The 19,169-nt window shown below is 58.6% G+C and carries 17 protein-coding genes; 4 read left to right on the top strand and 13 right to left on the bottom strand.

Annotation, left to right across the window (positions count from 1 at the left end; all coding sequences use genetic code 11):
* Window positions 1-204: 204 nt before the first annotated feature.
* The gene (locus VNL17_09530) at window positions 205-1,980 is read right to left on the bottom strand and encodes an ATP-binding protein (protein HXI84314.1); all 1,776 of its coding nucleotides are present in this window, start codon (window positions 1,978-1,980) and stop codon (window positions 205-207) included.
* 139 nt (window positions 1,981-2,119) lie between these two features.
* Between VNL17_09530 and VNL17_09535 the strand changes: the two genes are divergently transcribed.
* On the top strand, window positions 2,120-2,746 hold the full coding sequence (locus tag VNL17_09535) for a DUF47 family protein (GenBank protein HXI84315.1): 627 nt from the start codon (window positions 2,120-2,122) through the stop codon (window positions 2,744-2,746).
* Between the two features lie 25 nt (window positions 2,747-2,771).
* Window positions 2,772-3,827: an inorganic phosphate transporter gene (locus VNL17_09540; protein ID HXI84316.1), complete on the top strand. Its 1,056-nt coding sequence runs from the start codon at window positions 2,772-2,774 to the stop codon at window positions 3,825-3,827.
* Window positions 3,828-3,830: 3 nt separating this feature from the next.
* Here VNL17_09540 and VNL17_09545 read toward each other — a convergent pair whose 3' ends face one another.
* The 8 genes from VNL17_09545 to VNL17_09580 all read right to left on the bottom strand — a co-directional run bounded on the left by VNL17_09545 (window position 3,831) and on the right by VNL17_09580 (window position 12,387).
* Entirely contained in the window at window positions 3,831-4,517 is a 687-nt protein-coding gene (locus VNL17_09545; GenBank protein ID HXI84317.1) for a response regulator, read from the bottom strand.
* A gap of 65 nt (window positions 4,518-4,582) precedes the next feature.
* On the bottom strand, window positions 4,583-6,268 hold the full coding sequence (gene ilvD / locus VNL17_09550) for a dihydroxy-acid dehydratase (protein ID HXI84318.1): 1,686 nt from the start codon (window positions 6,266-6,268) through the stop codon (window positions 4,583-4,585).
* Window positions 6,269-6,295: 27 nt separating this feature from the next.
* Window positions 6,296-6,691, bottom strand: a complete 396-nt coding sequence (locus VNL17_09555) for a cytidine deaminase (protein ID HXI84319.1) — start codon at window positions 6,689-6,691, stop codon at window positions 6,296-6,298.
* Window positions 6,688-7,503 (bottom strand): purine-nucleoside phosphorylase, encoded by an 816-nt coding sequence (locus tag VNL17_09560; GenBank protein ID HXI84320.1) that lies wholly within the window; start codon window positions 7,501-7,503, stop codon window positions 6,688-6,690. The genes VNL17_09555 and VNL17_09560 overlap by 4 nt, the downstream gene beginning before the upstream one ends.
* Window positions 7,504-7,516: 13 nt before the next feature.
* Complete coding sequence (locus VNL17_09565) at window positions 7,517-8,833, bottom strand: thymidine phosphorylase (GenBank protein ID HXI84321.1); 1,317 nt, start codon at window positions 8,831-8,833, stop codon at window positions 7,517-7,519.
* A gap of 52 nt (window positions 8,834-8,885) precedes the next feature.
* Window positions 8,886-10,937, bottom strand: a complete 2,052-nt coding sequence (locus VNL17_09570) for a DNA polymerase domain-containing protein (GenBank protein HXI84322.1) — start codon at window positions 10,935-10,937, stop codon at window positions 8,886-8,888.
* A gap of 69 nt (window positions 10,938-11,006) precedes the next feature.
* Window positions 11,007-11,396: a PA2779 family protein gene (locus VNL17_09575; GenBank protein ID HXI84323.1), complete on the bottom strand. Its 390-nt coding sequence runs from the start codon at window positions 11,394-11,396 to the stop codon at window positions 11,007-11,009.
* Between the two features lie 106 nt (window positions 11,397-11,502).
* Entirely contained in the window at window positions 11,503-12,387 is an 885-nt protein-coding gene (locus VNL17_09580; protein HXI84324.1) for a sugar phosphate isomerase/epimerase family protein, read from the bottom strand.
* Window positions 12,388-12,466: 79 nt separating this feature from the next.
* On the opposite strand from VNL17_09580, the gene VNL17_09585 reads away from it, so the two are divergent.
* Complete coding sequence (locus VNL17_09585) at window positions 12,467-13,363, top strand: tetratricopeptide repeat protein (GenBank protein HXI84325.1); 897 nt, start codon at window positions 12,467-12,469, stop codon at window positions 13,361-13,363.
* On the opposite strand, the gene VNL17_09590 is transcribed toward VNL17_09585, so the two are convergent.
* A complete protein-coding gene (locus VNL17_09590) occupies window positions 13,360-14,076 on the bottom strand; it encodes a UbiA family prenyltransferase (GenBank protein HXI84326.1) in 717 nt (238 codons plus the stop codon). The two genes, VNL17_09585 and VNL17_09590, sit on opposite strands and share 4 nt — an antisense overlap.
* A 19-nt stretch (window positions 14,077-14,095) precedes the next feature.
* Here VNL17_09590 and VNL17_09595 point away from each other — a divergent pair, with 19 nt between their 5' ends.
* A complete protein-coding gene (locus tag VNL17_09595; GenBank protein ID HXI84327.1) occupies window positions 14,096-16,366 on the top strand; it encodes a tetratricopeptide repeat protein in 2,271 nt (756 codons plus the stop codon).
* Window positions 16,367-16,395: 29 nt separating this feature from the next.
* Here VNL17_09595 and VNL17_09600 read toward each other — a convergent pair whose 3' ends face one another.
* The 3 genes from VNL17_09600 to VNL17_09610 all read right to left on the bottom strand — a co-directional run bounded on the left by VNL17_09600 (window position 16,396) and on the right by VNL17_09610 (window position 19,017).
* Window positions 16,396-17,943, bottom strand: coding sequence for a hypothetical protein (locus VNL17_09600; protein HXI84328.1), 1,548 nt, complete (start codon window positions 17,941-17,943; stop codon window positions 16,396-16,398).
* Window positions 17,944-18,052: 109 nt separating this feature from the next.
* Window positions 18,053-18,475, bottom strand: a complete 423-nt coding sequence (locus VNL17_09605; protein ID HXI84329.1) for a hypothetical protein — start codon at window positions 18,473-18,475, stop codon at window positions 18,053-18,055.
* A gap of 5 nt (window positions 18,476-18,480) precedes the next feature.
* A complete protein-coding gene (locus VNL17_09610) occupies window positions 18,481-19,017 on the bottom strand; it encodes an RNA polymerase sigma factor (GenBank protein ID HXI84330.1) in 537 nt (178 codons plus the stop codon).
* Window positions 19,018-19,169 lie beyond the last annotated feature (152 nt).

The following is a 19,169-nucleotide window of genomic DNA, read 5'->3' on the forward strand; positions in this document are numbered from 1 at the left end:
CCCTTGGAACCTTTGCCATCTTTGGTTTTTTTGCGACGGTAGGCAACAATGTTGAAGTCCTTGTCAAACACCGTGGCCATCATCTTGGTCCCGCCCAGGTCGAAGCCCAGCCAGTAGCGGTTTTTGGAAGACGCTTTCATCCGCTGTTCCTTTCGTTATAACGCCCGCGCGATCTCTGGAGTATACCGGCCCGTGATGGCGCTGTCACGCGCGAGGCAAGGTGAAGTAGAACGTGCTGCCTTTCTCCATCTGGCTCTCGGCCCAGACACGGCCGGCGTGGGACTGGACGATGTGTTTGACAATGGAGAGCCCAAGGCCCGTGCCACCGAGTTCGCGGCTGCGCGCTTTGTCGACGCGATAAAACCGTTCGAAGACGTGGGGCAGGTGTTCCGGCGCGATGCCGGGGCCGTCGTCTGCCACCGTGGTTTCAATATACCCGTCTTTCTCACCCGCCCGGATGGTCACGTGGCCGCCGGACGGTATATATTTGATCGCGTTGTCGAGCAGGTTAAAGAGGACCTGATGCAAGCGACGCGCGTCGGCGCGAACGGCCGGAAGCGATTCGGGGATTTCCAGCGAAACAGTGACGAACCTTTCCGAAGCTTGTCGCGCCAGTTCGTCGACGACGGATTGGGCAGCCGCCAACATGGAAACAGGCTCGAAATTGAGGCGGGCCTGTTGGGATTCGAGAGCGGAAATGCTCAACAGATCGGCGATGAGCGCTTCGAGGCGGTGGGAGTGGCGCTGGACGGTCTGGAGAAATTGCCGTGCCGTCTGTTCATCGGGTGGTTGCTCGTCGAGCAGTGTCTCGACATATCCCTTGATGATCGAAAGAGGGGTGCGCAGTTCGTGGCTGACATTGGCCACGAATTCCTTGCGCGTGTTTTCGAACTGCCGCATGCGGGTAATGTCGTGGAAGACTACGACCACGCCCGAGAGTGCGCCCTGATGGTCTTGCAAGCGCGTGGCGCTTAGTTCGTAGGCGCGTTCGTTCGGTGTCTGGAACGTCAGCTCGCGGGCCGCCACGTCGCCTTCCTGAATGACCTCGCCGACAAGTTCCTGCAACGAAAGATTGCGAAACGCCTCCAACACGGTCTTTCCGACGGCTTCCTCGTCGATGGCGAACGGGCTCCGTAGTGCCTGGTTCGTCAGGCGAATCCGACCGTCGGGACGCACCACGAGCACGCCTTCCGTCATGCCGGCGAGGATCGCGCTGAGATCGGCCTTCTCCTCGCTGAGTTCGCGGATGTGCGCGGACAACTGGGATGACATGTCGTTGAGCGCGGTGGCCAGCTCCCCGAGTTCGCCACTGACTTTCGCGGGGGCTCTTTCCGTGAAATCCCCACGCGCCACTCGTCCCGCCACTTCACGCATCTGCAGGATGGGCCGGGTCACGCGCCTTGACAGCCAATACAAGATGGGCGCGGTCGCGAGACCGACCAGCACGCTGGCGACCGCCACGGTGTGGAGCACACGCGCGATTGTGTGTTGAATTTCCACGAGCGGCATTGCCACCCGGACGATTCCCACGAGATTGTCACCCCGAACCGGCACAGCCACGTACAACAGATCGACACCAACCGTGTCACTGTGACGCGTTGCGCTCCCGATGTCTTCACGTAGCGCTTGCTGGACCTCGGGCCGGTGCAGATGGTTTTCGATGTTCTTCAGTTCGCTTTCTGGTTTGTCCGATTCACCAATGACCGTCCCGCCGGGCCCGATCACGGTAATGCGGAGACCGGTCTTCCTGGCGAGATCATTACTGAGACGATTGATTTCCACCGCATCCGGATGTGCTGCCTTGAGTTTGGATTCGAAGACCTCGCGCACCACAACCGCATCCCGTCTCAGGTCCGCCTCGATCTGGCGTACCAAGTACGGGGGCAGCGTGAGCCGAAGTGCGAGATAAACAACGAGCAACAGATCGGCGAGCAGAATCGCCAGCCCGAGGAACCACTTTGATGGCAGTGTGAGTTTCACGCTTCTCGCGCGACACGATAGCGGACACCGTGCGTCGTTTCAACGAAATCGGGGCAAAACCGTGAAGAGCCGAGCAACTTGTTGCTATTCCGTGTGAATTTCGTTACACAATTGTCATCGGTCATCAGGAGAATACCCCATGCTGAGGCGACTAATTCCACAGGAATATGATTTCTTCGAATCGTTCGACCGGGCAACCGCCCAGGCAGTCACGGCGGCCAAACTGCTACTGAAGCTGACCGAGAATTACGGCGATGCTGATCCGATCGCCCGCGAGCTGAACGAGGTCGAGCACGCTTGCGATGATGTCGCTCATCGCACGATGGATCAATTGAACAAGTCGTTCATCACTCCCCTCGACCGGGAAGACATCCATGTGATGATTCTCCGGATCGACGACGTCGTCGATCTGACCAACGCAGCCGCCAACCGCATGGCCTTTTTCGGCATCCAGAAACCCACCCAACACGCGATCAACCTCGCCAAGCAGATTGTCCGCGGTTGCGAGAAGCTCGCGGAAGCGGTTCACGGGATGCGCTCGGCCAAACACTATGAGCAGGTCATGCGCGATTGCATTACCGTGCATGAGGTCGAAAATGCAGCGGATGACATTCTCCACACGGCGCTGGCCGAGTTGTTCGCGACGGAGAAGAATGCCATCGAGGTCATCAAGTGGAAGGACATTTATGAGACGATGGAGAAGGTCACTGACCGTCTGGAAGACGTGGCCAATGTTCTCCAAGGTGTCATCGTCAAGATGAGTTGAGCGCCGGCGGCGATTGGAAACCTGAATGTCCGCGTTTTTCACAGATCTGTTGCACATCCTCCAGAATCCATACATTGCCCTGATTTTTTTCACGGCGCTCGTTTTTGATTTTATCAATGGGTTCCATGACGCGGCCAACTCCATCGCCACCGTCGTCGGGACGCGCGTCTTGCGACCGTTTCAGGCCGTCTGCTGGGCGGCGTGGTGGAACTTCGCGGCGGCGTGGTTTTTCGGCGTGCATGTCGCCAACGCCGTCGCGACATGGGTGCATGCGGACTACGTCACGGTTGAAGTCATTTTCGCCGGGCTGCTCGGCGCCATCGTTTGGAACCTGATCACGTGGTACGGCGGGATACCATCCAGCTCATCGCACGCGTTGCTCGGCGGATTCGGCGGCGCGGCGCTGGTGCACGCCGGACAGTGGGACGGTGTTTTGCAAACCGCCAAGGTGTTATTAACGGTCGAGTTCATTGTCATTGCGCCACTGGTTGGTTTGGTGCTGGGCCTCTTCTTCACGTTCATCGTGATGTGGGTCTTTCGTAAGGCTTCACCGATCAAGATGGATCGCTGGTTCCGGCGAATACAACTCTGGTCGGCCGCAGCCTATAGTTTGGGTCATGGGACCAACGACGCACAGAAGACGATGGGCATTATCGCGGCACTGTTGTACGCCAGCATTTGGAAAGGACAGCAGGCGGCGTTTGCGGCGGGAAAAGTCACGTTTCCGTTTTGGATTGTGCTTGTTTGCCATTTTGCTATAGCGCTCGGCACAATGGCGGGCGGTTGGCGAATCGTCAAGACGATGGGCATGAGAATCACAAAATTACGGCCCTATGATGGCGCATGCGCGGAACTCGCCGCGGCGACGTCGTTGTTCACGTCGGCGGCCCTTGGCGTCCCGGTCAGCACCACGCACACCATCACGGGTGCCATTGTCGGCGTCGGCGCGGTGCACCGACTGTCCGCCGTGCGCTGGGGCGTGGCGCGGCAGGTGGTGTGGGCGTGGGTGTTGACGATCCCGTGTTCAGCAGTGGTGGCTGCCGCGGCTTATTGGCTCATCGCTCTCTTGCAGGGCCGCTAGTTCTCAGGGCGCGTCAGCGAAGCGATACCCGACTCCGCGGACCGTCTCGACATAGTCAGAGGCCTTGCCCAATTTCTCACGCAGCCGGCGCATGTGCGTGTCCACCGTCCGCGTGTCTACGTCACCTTCGTAACCCCAGACATCCGTCAACAAACGGTCCCGTGATTGGACGCGCCCCCGTCGCTCCAGCAACGTGGCCAGCAGCTTGAACTCGGTTGCCGTCAAATCAACCACTTTATCCTTCAACGTGACCTCGTGTTTGGCAATATCGATTGTGAGGTCGCCGAATTTGAGGATTTCGGCGGGTGCGGTTTTCCCGCTGGCGCGCCGTAGCACGCTTTTCACCCGTAGCGCGATCTCCCGCGGGCTGAATGGCTTCGTCACGTAATCGTCCGCACCCAGTTCCAAACCGACGACGCGATCCACTTCCTCGGCCTTGGCTGTGAGCATGATGATCGGGATGTGGGCGGTTTTCGAGTCGGCCTTCAGGTGTCGGCACACTTCCGTGCCGTCCATCTGCGGCAACATCAGGTCCAGGAGGATCAGGGACGGCACTTCGTCGCGCGCCTTCTGCAGCGCCACACTGCCATCGCGAGCGGTAACGGTCTTGTAACCCGCCTTTTGGAGGTTGTAAACGAGCAGGTCGCTCACATCCGGCTCGTCGTCCACAATAAGAATCGTTTCTGACATGGCGGCACGGTGTAACAAACGCGTCACGCCCCGGTGGCGTCGATGTTACAAAGAGGTGACGAGACTCATCCTGTAACAGCCCCTTCCGAGGCCGAGGACACCAGTTTGGCGTACTTCGCCAGTGCGCCCGTTTTGTAGCGCGGTTGGGGCGGTTTCCACTCCTTCAATCGGCGCTGGATCTCGTCATCGCTCAATTCAACATCCAGACGCCGCTTCGCCACGTCGAACGAAATCATGTCACCATCGCGCACGATGGCGATGGGTCCGCCCTTCGAGGCTTCCGGGGCAACGTGCCCTGCGGTAAACCCGTAGGTCGCACCGGAGAAACGCCCATCGGTCATCAAAGCCACTTGATCGCTGATTCCCTGGCCAACAATCGCCGCCGTGACGGCCAGCATCTCGCGCATGCCGGGACCGCCGTGCGGGCCTTCGTAGCGGATCACGACGACATCGCCAGGTTTGATCTGCTTCGCCTGGACTGCCGTAAACGAGTCCTCTTCGCAGTCGAAGACGCGCGCCGGACCGCGGTGGCTCGTGCGTTTGTGACCAACGACCTTCAGCACGCAACCTTCGGGCGCGAGGTTGCCTTTCAATATGACCAGTCCGCCCGTCGGCTTGATCGGGTTTGCGAGTGGGCGAATGACCGGCTGTCCCGGAGCTTCTTTCGCGTCTCGGGCCTCCTCGCCAATCGTACGACCCGAGACGGTGATTTCATCGGGGTTGAGCAGTCCCGCATCGAGCAAGCGTTTCGCGACGACCGCCGTGCCACCAGCGGCATAGACATCGGTGGCAACGAACTTGCCGCCCGGCTTCAAATCGCAAAGCAACGGGGTCTTCGCGCTGACGCGGTCAAAGTCATCGATGTTCAGTGGCACGCCCGCTTCACGCGCAATCGCCAGGAGATGCAGAACGAGATTGGTTGACCCGCCCGACATGACGCCGGCGGCGATGGCGTTCTCCAGGGCCTTTCGCGTGATGACTTTGCGAGGCGTCAGTTTTCGCTTGAGCAATTCAACGATTTGTTTTCCTGTTTCAAATGCGACCTGATCCTTCTTTGCGTCCTCTGCGGGCACGCTATTCGCACCCATGAGCGAGATGCCGAGCATCTCCATCGCCATGGACATCGTATTGGCGGTGAATTGGCCGCCGCACGCGCCCATGCCGGGACAGGCGGCGATTTCCAGCTCGCGCAGGTCTTCCTTCGTGATCTTGCCGGCGGCGCAGGAGCCAACGCCTTCAAACACATCCTGGATCGTCACATCTTTGCCATGCCATTTACCGGGCGCAATCGAACCGCCATAGAGCATCAAACCCGGCAAGTCCAGCCGCGCTAACGCCATGACCGTGCCGGGAATGGTTTTGTCGCAGCCCGACAGCGCAACGACCGCGTCAAATAGATAGCCGCGGGCGAACAGTTCAATCGAGTCGGCGATAATCTCGCGACTGATCAGCGAACACTTCATGCCTTCCGTGCCCATGGAAATGCCATCGGAAATCGCGATGGTGTTGCATTCGAGTGGCACGCCACCCGCCGCGCGCACGCCTTCCTTGATTTTGGCGGCCAGCCGCTGCAAGTGAGCGTTGCAGGGCATCGCGTCGGTCCAGGTATTGGCGACGGCCACCAGCGGTTTGTTATGCAAATCCTCGTCGCTGAGCCCGACGGAGCGCAAGTACGAACGTGCCGCGGCGCGCCCGAGCCCATCCGTGACCGTGCTCGAACGGTGTTTAAGGGACTTCAAATCTGTGTTCATGGCTGTAAATCCTACAGCCAATAACTATCACAGCTTGAAGGTGTGGGGAAGTAATTCTGAGAGCAGATGAATGCGCAAGCGGCGGGTGTTGCGTGAATCAGCACAGATGACGACACATTCGCCGAATTCCGCCAGCACCTGGCGGCACGCGCCGCACGGGCTGAGGGCGGTGCTTGGCGCAACGACGGCAATCGCCTGGAACTTGCGATGCCCTTCGCTGACAGCCTTGCCGACGGCGACGCGCTCCGCGCAATTCGTCAGTCCGTAACTGGCATTCTCGACATTGACGCCCGTGTACACCTTGCCACTCTTGGTGAGAAGCGCGGCGCCGACTTGAAATTTCGAGTACGGAGCGTGGGCATTACGCTGGGCAGCTTTGGCGGTGGCGATCAGCTTGCGGAACTTGAGCGCGTTGGATTTCATAACGCGCCGATAAACTCGGTAAGTAGCTTGGCGAGTTTCCCTTGCGCCGTTCGGCCCACTTCGAGGACTTCCTCGTGGGACAGTTTTTTGCTGGAAATACCTGCAGCGAGGTTGGTGATGCAGGAGATGCCGACGACTTCGATGTTGTGGTAACGCGCCATGATGACTTCCGGCACGGTGCTCATCCCCACCGCGTCGGCGCCGACCCAGGCGAACGCCTTGATTTCGGCGGGTGTTTCGTAGCTCGGCCCGGTCGTGGCGAGGTAAACGCCGCGCCAGATGGAAACCTGCTGTTTTTCGGCAGCCGCATCGAGTTTTTCACGCAGTCGCGGGGAATACGCCTGGCTCATGTCGATGAACTTGACGCCGCCGTCGCCATTGACACCGCCAATGAGCGGATTGATGCCCAAATGATTGATGTGATCCTCGATCACCATGAGGTCACCGGGCTTGTACTGCGGATTGATGCCGCCCGCGGCGTTGGTGACGATGAGCACTTTCACACCAAGCGCATCGACCACATGGATTGGATAGGTGATTTCGGCGGGGCTGCGCCCTTCATAGCAGTGAAAGCGTCCGCTCAGCACTAGCAACTTCTTCCCCGCCAATTCGCCGAAGATCATCTGCCCGGCATGTCCGGCGACGGTGGGCTTCGGGAAGTGGGGAATATCGGTGTAAGAGATCACGACCGGCTTCGTGACACCCTGCGTGATGCCTCCGAGGCCGGAGCCAACCACCAGCGCCACGTCCGGCTTGAACCCCGCCAATTTCGATTCCAGGAAATCCTTGGTCTCTTTTACATTCGCCATCATCTGAATCAGGTCCTCACTCGATCTTTTGCACGATCAGCGGTGATCGTGTACTCACGGGTTTGTCTTCAATCTTGTATGCGTCCTGCACCATGCGAGCCGCCTCAGTGGCGCGCGCCTCATCGTTGTAATGCATCATCATCAACGGCTCGCCCGCCCTCACGGCATCACCGGTTTTCTTCGGTTCCTCGAAACCGACCGCGAAATCAACCTTGTCCGCCGCCACTCGACGGCCACCGCCGAGCGCGATGACCGCGTAACCGATTTGATCGCACTCGATCGACTGGACCAATCCCGACTTCGGCGCGGGAATAGGCTTCACCTGTTTCGTGGACGGCAAGCGCTGCAAATCGTCACAAACTTTCGCATCGCCACCTTGTGCTGCGATCATCTCGGCAAATTTGCGGAGCGCCTCGCCGTTCGCGAGCTTCTTTTGCAGGATTTCCCTCGCGGCTGCAACATTTTTCGCAGCCCCCGCCATGAGCAACATCTCGGCGGAAAGTGCGAGTGTGACCTCCAGCAAATCATCGACCTGTGTGGAACCATTCATTATCTCGATGCACTCGCGAACTTCCAATGCATTGCCAATCTTACGGCCCAGCGGCTGGTTCATGTCCGTCTGTAGCGCGCAGACCTTCTTGCCGTAACGTTTGCCGACCTCGACCAGCGCTTTTGCCAGGTCCGTTGACGTCTCACGCGTTCGCATAAAGGCGCCGCTGCCCCATTTTACGTCGAGCACAAGGCCATCCACGTTCTCCGCCAGTTTCTTGCTCATGATACTGGCCACGATGAGCGGCAGACATGACACGGTCGCTGTCACGTCGCGCAACGCGTACAGTTTCTTGTCGGCGGGCGCGATGTCCGCGGTCTGCCCAATCATGCAGCAACCCACGCTATCGGTGATCCGCTTGAAATCGTCGAGCGACAGGTTCACGTTGAAACCGGAAATGCTTTCGAGTTTGTCCAACGTGCCGCCTGTCGGGCCGAGCCCGCGCCCGGAAATCATTGGCACTTTCACACCGCAGGCCGCCACGAGCGGGGCGATGATCAAGGAGGTCTTGTCGCCGATGCCGCCCGTGCTGTGCTTGTCGGCATAGAACGCGCCCGCCCGTCCCTTCCATTCAACGACCTGGCCACTCTCGACCATGGCGCGCGTGAGCCACATCGTCTCGTCGAAATTCATCCCTTGAAAACAAATCGCCATCGCCAGCGCGGCCATCTGGTACTCGGGTAGTTCGCCACCAGTGAACCCGTCGATAAAGAAACGGACCTCCTCTTCGGTCAGCGCCTTCCCGTCGCGCTTCTTCTGGATGATTTGTGCGGGTAGGAGCATGTTCTCGAGAATTGATTTTAGTGCGACTGTCGAAAATGGCAATGTTCTATTCTCATCCTGCCAACATCGCAGCGAACTTCTTGTACAGCGCTTTCAGTTTGTCGAGATAGTAGTCGATATTCTCGTCGCGGCGGGCTGGATTGAAATCGGCGGCGAGTTTGCAATTGTCGTAGACGCTGACACGTTTGCCGTCGCCGGTAACGTAGTAGGTGATTTGGTCGCCGGGTTGATAGGTTCTCCCCGATTTCAGGGCCAACTCATACACGGCGCTACGATTGCGAGCACTCTTGGCGATCTTCTGCTGATAGGCGTCGAGCGTATCCTGCAGCGTTTCTGTCTTGGCAAGCATTTCGATGGGGAACAAACCGCGCTCGATCTTCTGGCAGTAATCTTCGTAAAGTTGCGGTACCTTCTTCGCTTCGCCTTTGAGCGCGAGCGTGAGCATGTCTTCCATGAATTCCCGCTGGAATTTTTCCAAACCCCGTGAGCGGAGCGCGGAGCCGGTGACGTGTAGTTTCCCGTCGCTGTCGAGCAGCGCGTAGTTCTTCATCTTGTAACTGAACATCGCGGGGAACTGTCCATCGATCTCGACATCAATGCCCTTGGGCAACGCGGCCTGTAGCTCGCTCTCAAGCGTTTTGGGATCAGCTTGGGATGGCGGGACGAAATACAGCCCGTCGGTGTCGATTTCGACGACTTTTGCGCCGCGTTTTTGCAACCAGTCGAGCATTGTCTTCAGCGTCTCGCGGCCTTTCGCAGTGACTTCCTCCGCCGCGGTGAAATCGCCGAAGTGCGCCTGAGAAAAACCGAGGTAACCGTAAAAGGAGTTAATGAGGATCTTGAAGGTCTGCTGCAAGGCATCAAGGTGCTGGCGCCGTGTCTCGTCGACCGCTGTTTTGACGTCCGCCTTGGCGCGGAGGCGGAATTGGCGGAGATCGCGCAGGAGCGGCAACAGCAGATTCAGCTCGTCGCGTTGCGATTTGATCTCGAAAGCCAGCATCAGCGACGGATACAGCGATTGCACGTCGCAGTGCCACACGTTGCGCACGATGCCTTCCTGGAATAGATCCGTATAACCACCCGCGAACGGGCGCGATTCACCAAATTGGGGGACCGAATGGCGCTGCTGCAGGTACTCGCGCAGAAAGAGTGCGTCGATTTTCGTCGCGTTGCCGCGGACAACAACGTCCTGGTAGTTGTACGGGAAGATTTGCGCCTGGACAAAGTAACTTGGGCTGAGGAGGTCCCCAATTTTGCGCACCGCCACCGCGCCGGTTTCCTGCACGCCAAAATGACGGGCGACTTCGTCGAGATCGAAGCCCTCCAATTCGCGGGAGGACACGTCGTAATACACACTGAGCAGGAACGTATCGACGACGTGGCGGCCGTGGATTTCATATTTCGGGTACTGGATGGTGCGTTCGGCAATTTGCACACGCGACTGTCGGGAGCGAAGCGCGGAGCCATCGCGACCGAGCTTCAGCGGCACACGGCCAACACGAGCGCGGCCGGTGAGCTGCGTCAAGACGCCGCGGAAAATGTCGTGGCCTTCGAGGACGTCCGGATCGCGTTCGCGTATCACCTCGACAAACTTCTTGAGGATCTCGGCTTCCGCGCCGGTGAGTTCCTGCTGCCAGCCGCGGTTGTCGCAAAGCTGCAGGGCTTGCAAGGTGTTGTCGGCTGTGACGGTTGCCACTTGCAGCCGGTGAAGCTGGTCGAAGCGCAGGGCCTTAAACGATGTGCGCCCGGTGGCCATCAGGTATTGTTGCACGGGGTCGTTGACGGCGAAGTAGGGCGTGGCGCCGAGGAACTTGCGCGCCTGCTGGAAATCCTCCCAGGATTGGAACCGTGCGAGGGACTTGAACGCGCCGCTGCCCGCCAGCGGCACATGTTCCACCTTGCGGTCGAATCCCTGCAGGAAGACCTGCTCGCCGAGCCAGAGGAATGGCTGGAAAGGTTGTGTCTCGACTGTGAGTTTACCATCGAGCCGGCGAAAGACGGTGATTTCCGCATCGCCGGTCAGTTCTGCACAGACAATGGACGAAGCGTCGTCGCGACCGAAGAGCAGTTGGTTCTCTGTAAAGGACACCGCGCTAGCTTTCACGGTGCCAATATAACAAAAACGGCCTGTTCCGAAAGCTTTCGGAACAGGCCGTGGTGCTGAAAAAGGAGTTTACTTCAGCTCATCCCAAGAGAACAGCAGGCGATAGACGTTGTCAAAAAAGCGGCAAAATTGATGGCCGATATACCAAAATGGGCCGCCCGGATGCACATTTCCCTTCTGGATCGTGCCGCCAACCCGGATCATATCTGCCTGCGCCGCCAATTCGTTGAGCTGTCGTTCGCTTAATCGGGAGAGACGGGCCTGCGCCTGCTCGCTACTCAAGCCAACGGCCTGCAGTTGGGTCGCCACGATCTTCTCGCTGAGCAACGCATCGACCTTTTGATACGCGGTGGATGCGCTCGCCGAGGCGACGGATTCGCAGGGAGCGGCGTAGGCTAAGGATGCGCTGACGATGATTGCTGTGACCGCGGACAGGAAAGCCAAACGTGCCATATTCATGATGATTGCCTCCAAAACGCTGGCTCAAATATAGCCGAAGTCGGTCCCGGCACAAGGAATTTTTCTGGCACACCCAATTCCGCGAGTGAGATGGATGGGAAAACGTTCAGCGCGCAGCCGACGGAGTGGGTCTGGCAGCGCTGGACGAAGTTGGCAGCGCGGTTTTTTGGCATGCGGCGTTGAGAAACTCGATAGACGCGCGCGCGACCTCCGGGGCGCGATGGCTGTCTCGCGGGAGTTCGACATTGACGAGGCCCGTGTACTTGTTGTCGTTGAGCACGCGGAGAATGGCGACGAAATCCAGTTGGCCTTCGCCGAACATCAGGTGCTCGTGCTTGCGGTCGCGGATGTCTTCGATGTGCACATTGCGGACGAGGTTGGCAGACTTGCCATAGACCTGGCGGAACGGGATGGTTTCGGTGCAGAACGCATGGCCGATGTCCAGCGTCAGTCCGAAGCGAGCGCTGCTGATATGTTTCTTGAGCACTTCAAATTTCGCCATGTCATCCACCAGCATTCCCGGTTCCGGCTCGAAGGCCAGTTGCACGCCGCGGCGCTTGGAATGCTCCGCGAGCTGCAGGCAGCCCGTCACCAGCCAGTCCCACGCCTGGTGTTCGGGAACTTCGGGGTCCGGCGTGCCCGACCAAAAGCTGACGCATTCGGCATGCAAATCGGCGGCGATATCAATCGCGCGTCGCAGGAATTCCAGGCGGATCGGACGACCCTCGCTGCTGACGAGCGTGGGATGGTGTTTGCGCTGCGAATTAAGAAGGTAATGCGCCCCGGTTTCGATCACGACACGCAGTTGCAGCTTGTCGAGGAGTTGGCGCAGGCGGTTGAGATCGGCAGGCTCGACCGTGAAAGGATTGCAGTGATAATTGTCCAGGGTCAGCGCGACGCCGCGATAGCCGCAGTCGGCGATGGTCTCCAGCGCATCTTCGAGCTTGTGGTGCGCAAACCCATTTGTGTTGTAGCCAAAACTCAGATTCATCTGCCTGCCTCGCACAACGACTCGCCCTGGTCGATACGGCTCGAAAAATAACGTGAATCTGCTAGATTTGCCAGACCAAATGAGCCTTCTGACACGATTCAAGCCGGCTACAAGGCGCATTTTCCGTGGCGTCGCCGTCGTCCTTGGGTGCGTTCTCGTCGCGTGGCCCACGATGGGGGCGGTGTACGAGCCGCACGCACGCCCCGACCCAGGGGACCTCAAGAATGCGCAACCCGTCCTTGAACGCGACCCGGCTCGCGCCATCCTCTATCAAGGACGGGGCATCAAGCTCGTCAACGAAGGCAAATGGGAGTCTGCCCTCGACCAGTTTCGCCGCGCCGCGGCGTTCGACCCGTTGAACCTCAGCGTGCTTGTCAATATCGCGTACGTGCTGGATAAACTGGGACGGTACGAGGAGGCCATTGACCAGTTGAAGGAGGCCGAGAAGATCGATCCGCGCAACAGCATGATCTTTCTGAATTGGGGCAATTCCCTTATTAACATGAAAAAATTCGAGGAAGCCCTCGAACCGCTTCAAAAGGCGGCTGATCTTGACCCCAGCAACCAGCTTGCCTACGTGGATCTCGGTGCGGCGCTTAATAACCTCGGTCGATACCCGGAAGCCGCAGACAGATTTGAAAAGGCGGTTGAGCTTGATCCAAAGAATGTTGCCTCGATCTTTAACCTGGCGATGATCTGGTCCAAGGCCGGCGAGACAGCGAAGGCCATTGAAAAATACGAGCGCGTGATCGAACTCGACCCGAAGAACCTCACGGCTTACTACAACTGCGCGGCACTCTGCGAAAAAGCTGGCAACCTCGACGGCGCCATTGAGACGATCCGCCGCGCCATCAAAGTCGATCCCGATAACGGGACGTTGCGTGAAATCCTCTCGCGCTTGCTGGTGGCCAAGGCGAACCAGCTCCCCACGACCAAGGTGCCGGCCAGGTCAACCGAACAAGAGTCGGCACATTAGTGGCGTCGGTTCGCGGTAAAAACGTTGTCCAGCACAACCGCGGGCACCAGCAACGACAGCACCAGCAGTGCGCCAATCCAATCTCCAAAGGGTGAAAGCAGGACAACCAGTGCGTCGACCACGATAATACCCAACAGCAGCCGCTGGATGACTGGCTGCTGTACCGGATCGTTGGGTTCACGTCGCGACAACAGGGTAATGATGACCGCATATGCTCCTAGCGTCGCCGGCATCCACCACATTCTCACCGGCAGGCAACGCATCCCGAGCAGGAAATTCGCAAAACGGCAGGTACCCAGCACCAGCGGGCGCAAGACGGCAAAGCGCCGCGCCCAGGCGTTGTAGAAGAAAATCATCGCGCCGAGGAAGGTGCCGACGCCGAACGGAACCGGTCCCGCCAACGCCGCCAGTCCCAACGCCGCAATCATCAGGACCGCTCCGAGCAGTCGCGCCGTTTTCAGGGACACCGCGCCGCTCGGCAACGGACGATCCGGGTGGTCAATGAGATCGAGGTCGTAGTCGAAATGATCGTTGAACACGCTGCCCGAGGTATAAAAGCACGCCGACGCGCCCACCAGCAACGGTAGTTCCCACGCCGGCACGCCGCCACCCACGGCGAACCAGCCAGCGAGCGGGTCGGCCATCACCGTGAAGGCGCTTGGGAGCCGAAAGAGCCGGGCATACACGAGGAATTTCGAAGGCTGGTTCGCCATGGTTGCCTGATTGTTGCGAATGTACCTGCCCATTTCCAGTGGAATCGGACTGGAAATCCGCCAGCGGCTTGGCGACAATGACACGCCCATGCACGGGAAACTTCTCAAGGTTCTCTTCGCCGCGGTCGTGGTGTTGGCCCTTGCATTCCCGTTCCTGCTGGCGCTGGAGAAGGTTTCCGAGTCGGACACGTTCTGGCACCTCAAAACTGGTGAATGGATTCTCAGTCACGGATCGATCCCACGTACCGACCCATTTTCCGCGACTGTTTATGGAAAGCCGTGGCTTGATTGGGAATGGCTGTTTCAGGTGGGCATTTATGCGGTGTACACGTGGGGCGGATTCAATGCCCTGCTGGTGGCGAAGGCCGCGGTTGTTTTCCTGACGGGACTGGTGGTTTTTTTGGCGTGTCGTCGCAACGGGGCGGGTGCGCCGCTGGCGGCGTTGTTGGTGATGGCGACCTTCGTCGCGGCGCGTGAACGACTTGAAGCGAAACCCGACGTGGTGGTGTTGCTTTTTGCCGCCGCTACTATCAGCCTGCTCGACGCGGCGCGACGCGAGAGACCGATGTGGCTGTGGGGACTGCCGCTGGTGGAGGTGTTGTGGGTCAACACGCACCCATCTTTCCCGCTTGGAATTGCGCTCGCGGGGATCTACGGACTGGTGCACGGGGCTGAATTTGCCCTCCGCAAAAAGTGGCGTTGCTTGTTGCTGATAGCGGCGACTCTCCTGCTGGCGTGCGCCGCCTGTCTGGTGAACCCATTCGGAATTGAGTTGATACGCCACACCGTCGAGCAGGTGAGGAATTCGAGTCTGTTAGGTACCACTGGTGAATGGCAACCGACGCATCTGCTGTTGCTCACGGAACCGAATTGGGCGCTGACGGTTTTTTGGTGGTTGTTCTGGCTGAATCCGGTCGTGTTGATTGTCGTACTGGTCGTCAAGCGTCGCGAATTCCCGTGGTCACACGCGCTGGTGGTCGCCGGGATGGGCGCATTGGCGTGGCGCTATAACCGGTTCACAGCGCTTTACGCCATCGTAACCGCATCGATTCTCGCGCATGGACTGGCGGTGGTCCGCGCATATATCGCAGGAGAAGAACATTCGGATTGGGGAGAGATGACGGCCCGGGTACTGGCAGGCGTCACAGCGGCCTTCCTGATCTTCATGGTCGTCACGAACCGCTGGGCGATGGCGGAGAATCGGTTGTCAAAATTCGGCGCGGGTGTGGACGAATCGGTGGTACCGCTGCGAGCGCTGTCCATGATGGCGAAACTGCCGGCGGGTTTGAACGTCTTCAATACCTTCCTTTCCGGCGGGCCGCTGCTGTGGAAAGTGTACCCGCAATGGCGACCGTTCTGCGATGGGCGACCGGATCTTTACGGCCGTGATTTTGTGGACCGCTACCAACGCGCGATGTCCGATCCAGTGGACTGGGAAGCATGGATGCGCGAGCGGTCGGTGTCGGTCGCTTACCTCCAGTATGGGACTGCGAACGATCGCCCGGTACTGCAATACATGGTGAAAAGCCACGTCTGGGACCTGCTCTATTTCGATCACGCGGCCTGCATTTTTGTGCACCAGAGTTCGTGGGCAAAATTGCGTGAGGACAAGCAACTGGCGGATTACAAACCCGTGCGCGTGACGGATACGAACGCCGTGCTCGAGTATGCGCACGCCCTGGCCGATGAGACGGCCGGGGGAGATTCCTATCGCCGGGCACGCGTGGTGGCGACAGTCGGGAATTTCCTCATGGCCGTTGGCGCCGTCGGTACGGCGGGGGCGTTGTTTGAGGATGCCGTGACGATCAACCCGCGCCCCTCCGAGGCATGGATGAATCTCGGGATCATCGATCTCAATGAGGGTAGAAAGACCCAGGCTCTGGAATTCACGGGAAAACTGCTCGCGATGAATCCACGCTACTTCTACGCGCGTTTGCTGCAGGCGCAGATCAAAGCCAACAATGGCGACCTGGATGGGGCCGTAGCCGATGTGGACGCCGTAACGAGCGACCAACCGCATGCGGCACAGGCGTGGTTGCTGCGGGCGCAGTTGGCAGCGCGACAAGGGGACCGTCCAGGGGCGATCCGGGCGATCCAACGCACGATTGCGGAGGACGTCCAGGACGCACACTTGTTCCTGTTTCTTGGGGAATTGTTGGTGGCCGAGGGACGGACCAACGAAGCGGTTGCAGCCTACAACAAATGCCTTCAATTCTGGAATGGCCCGCCCAAAGCACGAGCGCAGATCGAAGCCGACCTGGCGAAGTTGCGGGTGCCCGCCGCGAAGTAGAATCGGATCGTGGATTATTGTTGAAGCTTTTATTGAGACGGATACTGCCAGACCCAATCGCCTTCCTTACCCTCAACCAAGGTCTTGACGATTTTGCCAAGAAAATCTTCATTACCCGACCCGCTGCTGTGGTCCTTTTCACTCCCGCCAGCGGAGTAGAGCACAAACTGGCCGTCGGCAGTACGATGGTATTGGTAGAGCTCGCCGGTGATTACATCGTGAGGCAGTTCAGAGATGAATCGCGGCACGAGCGCATCCAACGTGTCAGGAAATTGTCCATTGGCCAGACGGTAGCGTTCCAGCGCGCAGGCAATTGCGGCTTGATCCGTTGCGGCTTGTGCGACGGCGGCTGCGAGAGGAATCCTCCCCAGTGCCGGCAACAGAAGCGCTGACGTGAGCTGGTGGTGTACGAGAAGCATGCCAATATGCCATGGGCCGGTTTGCCGGTTTCGCCCGGCAAGCGCGTGTTCCAACTCTTGGGCGTTGGCTTGAATTCGAATTGGGGACACTCGTTTGTTGGCGCCGTCGAATGTTCCCATCATCTGCAATCCAAACAGCCGGCAATAGTTGAACTGTTCCAGGCGCCACCATCCTGACGGAACAATTCGGCCAAAAAAGTCGGCAATGTCTTTGTCCACCGGGGTTGGCTGCCCCGGGCCGAGGAGTTCGATCAGCGTGCCAACCCCGCGTTGCCTGACGAAATCAATAATGCCAATTCCCCCGGCGCGCTCCCCATCGAGTGGCCACTTCAAATCGGCCACGAGATTATATGATTGAAGACGCGCTTGAAGCTCTTGTAGTTGGGCATCCGACCAGGCGTGTTCGGCCAGGCCTTCCCAGATTGGTTGGATCGCAATTTGAACGCAGGCGATACGCACCAGATAGGAAATCAAGAAAGACTCTTCGTTCAACGAATCCGTCAGCCGAAGAATCAGTTTCACATCTTCCAGGGCAGACTCGCTCTGGCCGTTGGCTAGTTCGGCACCGGCTTTGAGTTCCAGGCGCCGACAAGCGCCTTTGACTTCATTGAGATGCGGCAGCAGGATTCCCGCTGGGTCTTCCATGTTGTAATCGACTGGATAATGTGAGAATGGCCGCTGGCTGACGGCGCGAAGTTCCACAAAAACCGCTTCATTGGTTTTCAATCCCTCCAGAACCAAGGGGGCGGCTTTTGCGCGGGATTTGAAATCGAGCTTGTCCGACGCGAAGTTCTGCGAGCCGGTCATTTTACCGGCACGAACCACATCGAACGCCCTGCTCCAGGCAACCAAATCAAGAAAATGCCTGATAGACGTATCTCGTTTCGCTTCGGGAGGCTCAACATGATACTCCGCTTGCTGGTAAAAATCACTTTTCCAACCGTGGTTGTTGCGGACGAACCATGATTGGATAAATGGCGTGGCGGCAAAGTTTTGGTCGTCGGGAATCGGTTTGGGAATGAACGCATTCAAGTCCAATTGTTCGCCGCGGGCTTCCGCTTCACGACGATACTGCTCCCACGCGTGTTTACCCCGGATATTTTCCTCGGTGTAAAATAGTGCCAGCAGCGTGATAAGGCAGGCTGTGACAATCAGCACACGTCGTAACGTTCGCCAGCTGAACAGCCATTTCAAGAAATGGCTGGCTGAGGTTCGCTGCCATTGACTTGGCGAATCTGCCGATGGGGTATTCATCTCTGCCTTTCACTCATACGGCTGAGGTTTGCGCGGCGCGTTCGCTGCGCGGCCCCGGTGAAGTGCGTTTCCGGGTGTAAGCAGGCTCGGGTAGCGGACCGATCAACTGCGCCAGCATCCGGCGTTGTTCCATCAGCGCCTGCGCTTCCTCTTGCGAAAGCGGCACGATTTTGTTCGCAACTTTCGATGACGGTTCGGAGGATGCCACATTCAGTACAACAATCGCCACCCACGCGCAGGCCAGGCCCGCCCAGATTCGACGGCTCGGCAAGACCAATTCGCACCAGAGTTTCCAGCCGGCGGCCAGAAAGACGTTCTCGGGAGCGGGAGTTCGTTCCGATCGCAATTCCGTCGAGAGGTTCTTGGTCCACATCCGATCCATCTTTGGTTCGATTGGTCGATGTCGCCTCAACAAGATTTCTCGTGGCGTTTTCATGATGCTTATGTCTCCAACAGTTTTCTCAGTGCTCGCTTGGCGTAATGCAGGCGGGATTTGACGGTGCCCAGTTGTGTTTCGGTAATGCGGGCGATCTCTTCCAGGGAAAAGTCCTCGATGTAATGCAGCAAGAGCGCCGACCGCTGGGGCAATGGGAGTTTCTCCAGCAGTTTCATGAACTCAGCCTCCTGTTCCTCGCGAAGCAAGATATCGAGCGGACCCGGGCTGCCGGCTTCCGGCTCGGGCGACAATTCTTCCCGCAACTCGGCTTCGTGGCCCAGCCGTCGCCATTGCTGGACACATTTCTGATGGGCGATGCTGAATAGCCAACCGCCAAACTTCCCGTCCTCACGCAACGAAGCGATGTGCTGGAACGCGCTGATGAATGTCTCCTGCACAAGGTCGAGGCTGGCCTGTTCGTCGCGTAACAGTTCAAACACATAAACGTACAATGGCAGTCGGTAGCGCCGGAAGAGCGTCTTCCATGCTTCGGCATCGCCAGCCCGCGCGTCGGCTACGGGCAGTTGTTCACGTTCGGGCACTACCAGCATTTACACCCAGTAGAATGCCGGGAGCGAGAAAAGGTTCAATCGGGGTTGTGGCTGGGCTGCCCTGTCGTATGGGGTGCTTACCCCATTTGCAAAATTCGATTTCCTCCGTAGGGTAAAGGCACGGTCAACCACAAATGGGGGCA

It is taken from the genome of Verrucomicrobiia bacterium (genome assembly GCA_035577545.1).
Classification (GTDB): domain Bacteria; phylum Verrucomicrobiota; class Verrucomicrobiia; order Palsa-1439; family Palsa-1439; genus Palsa-1439.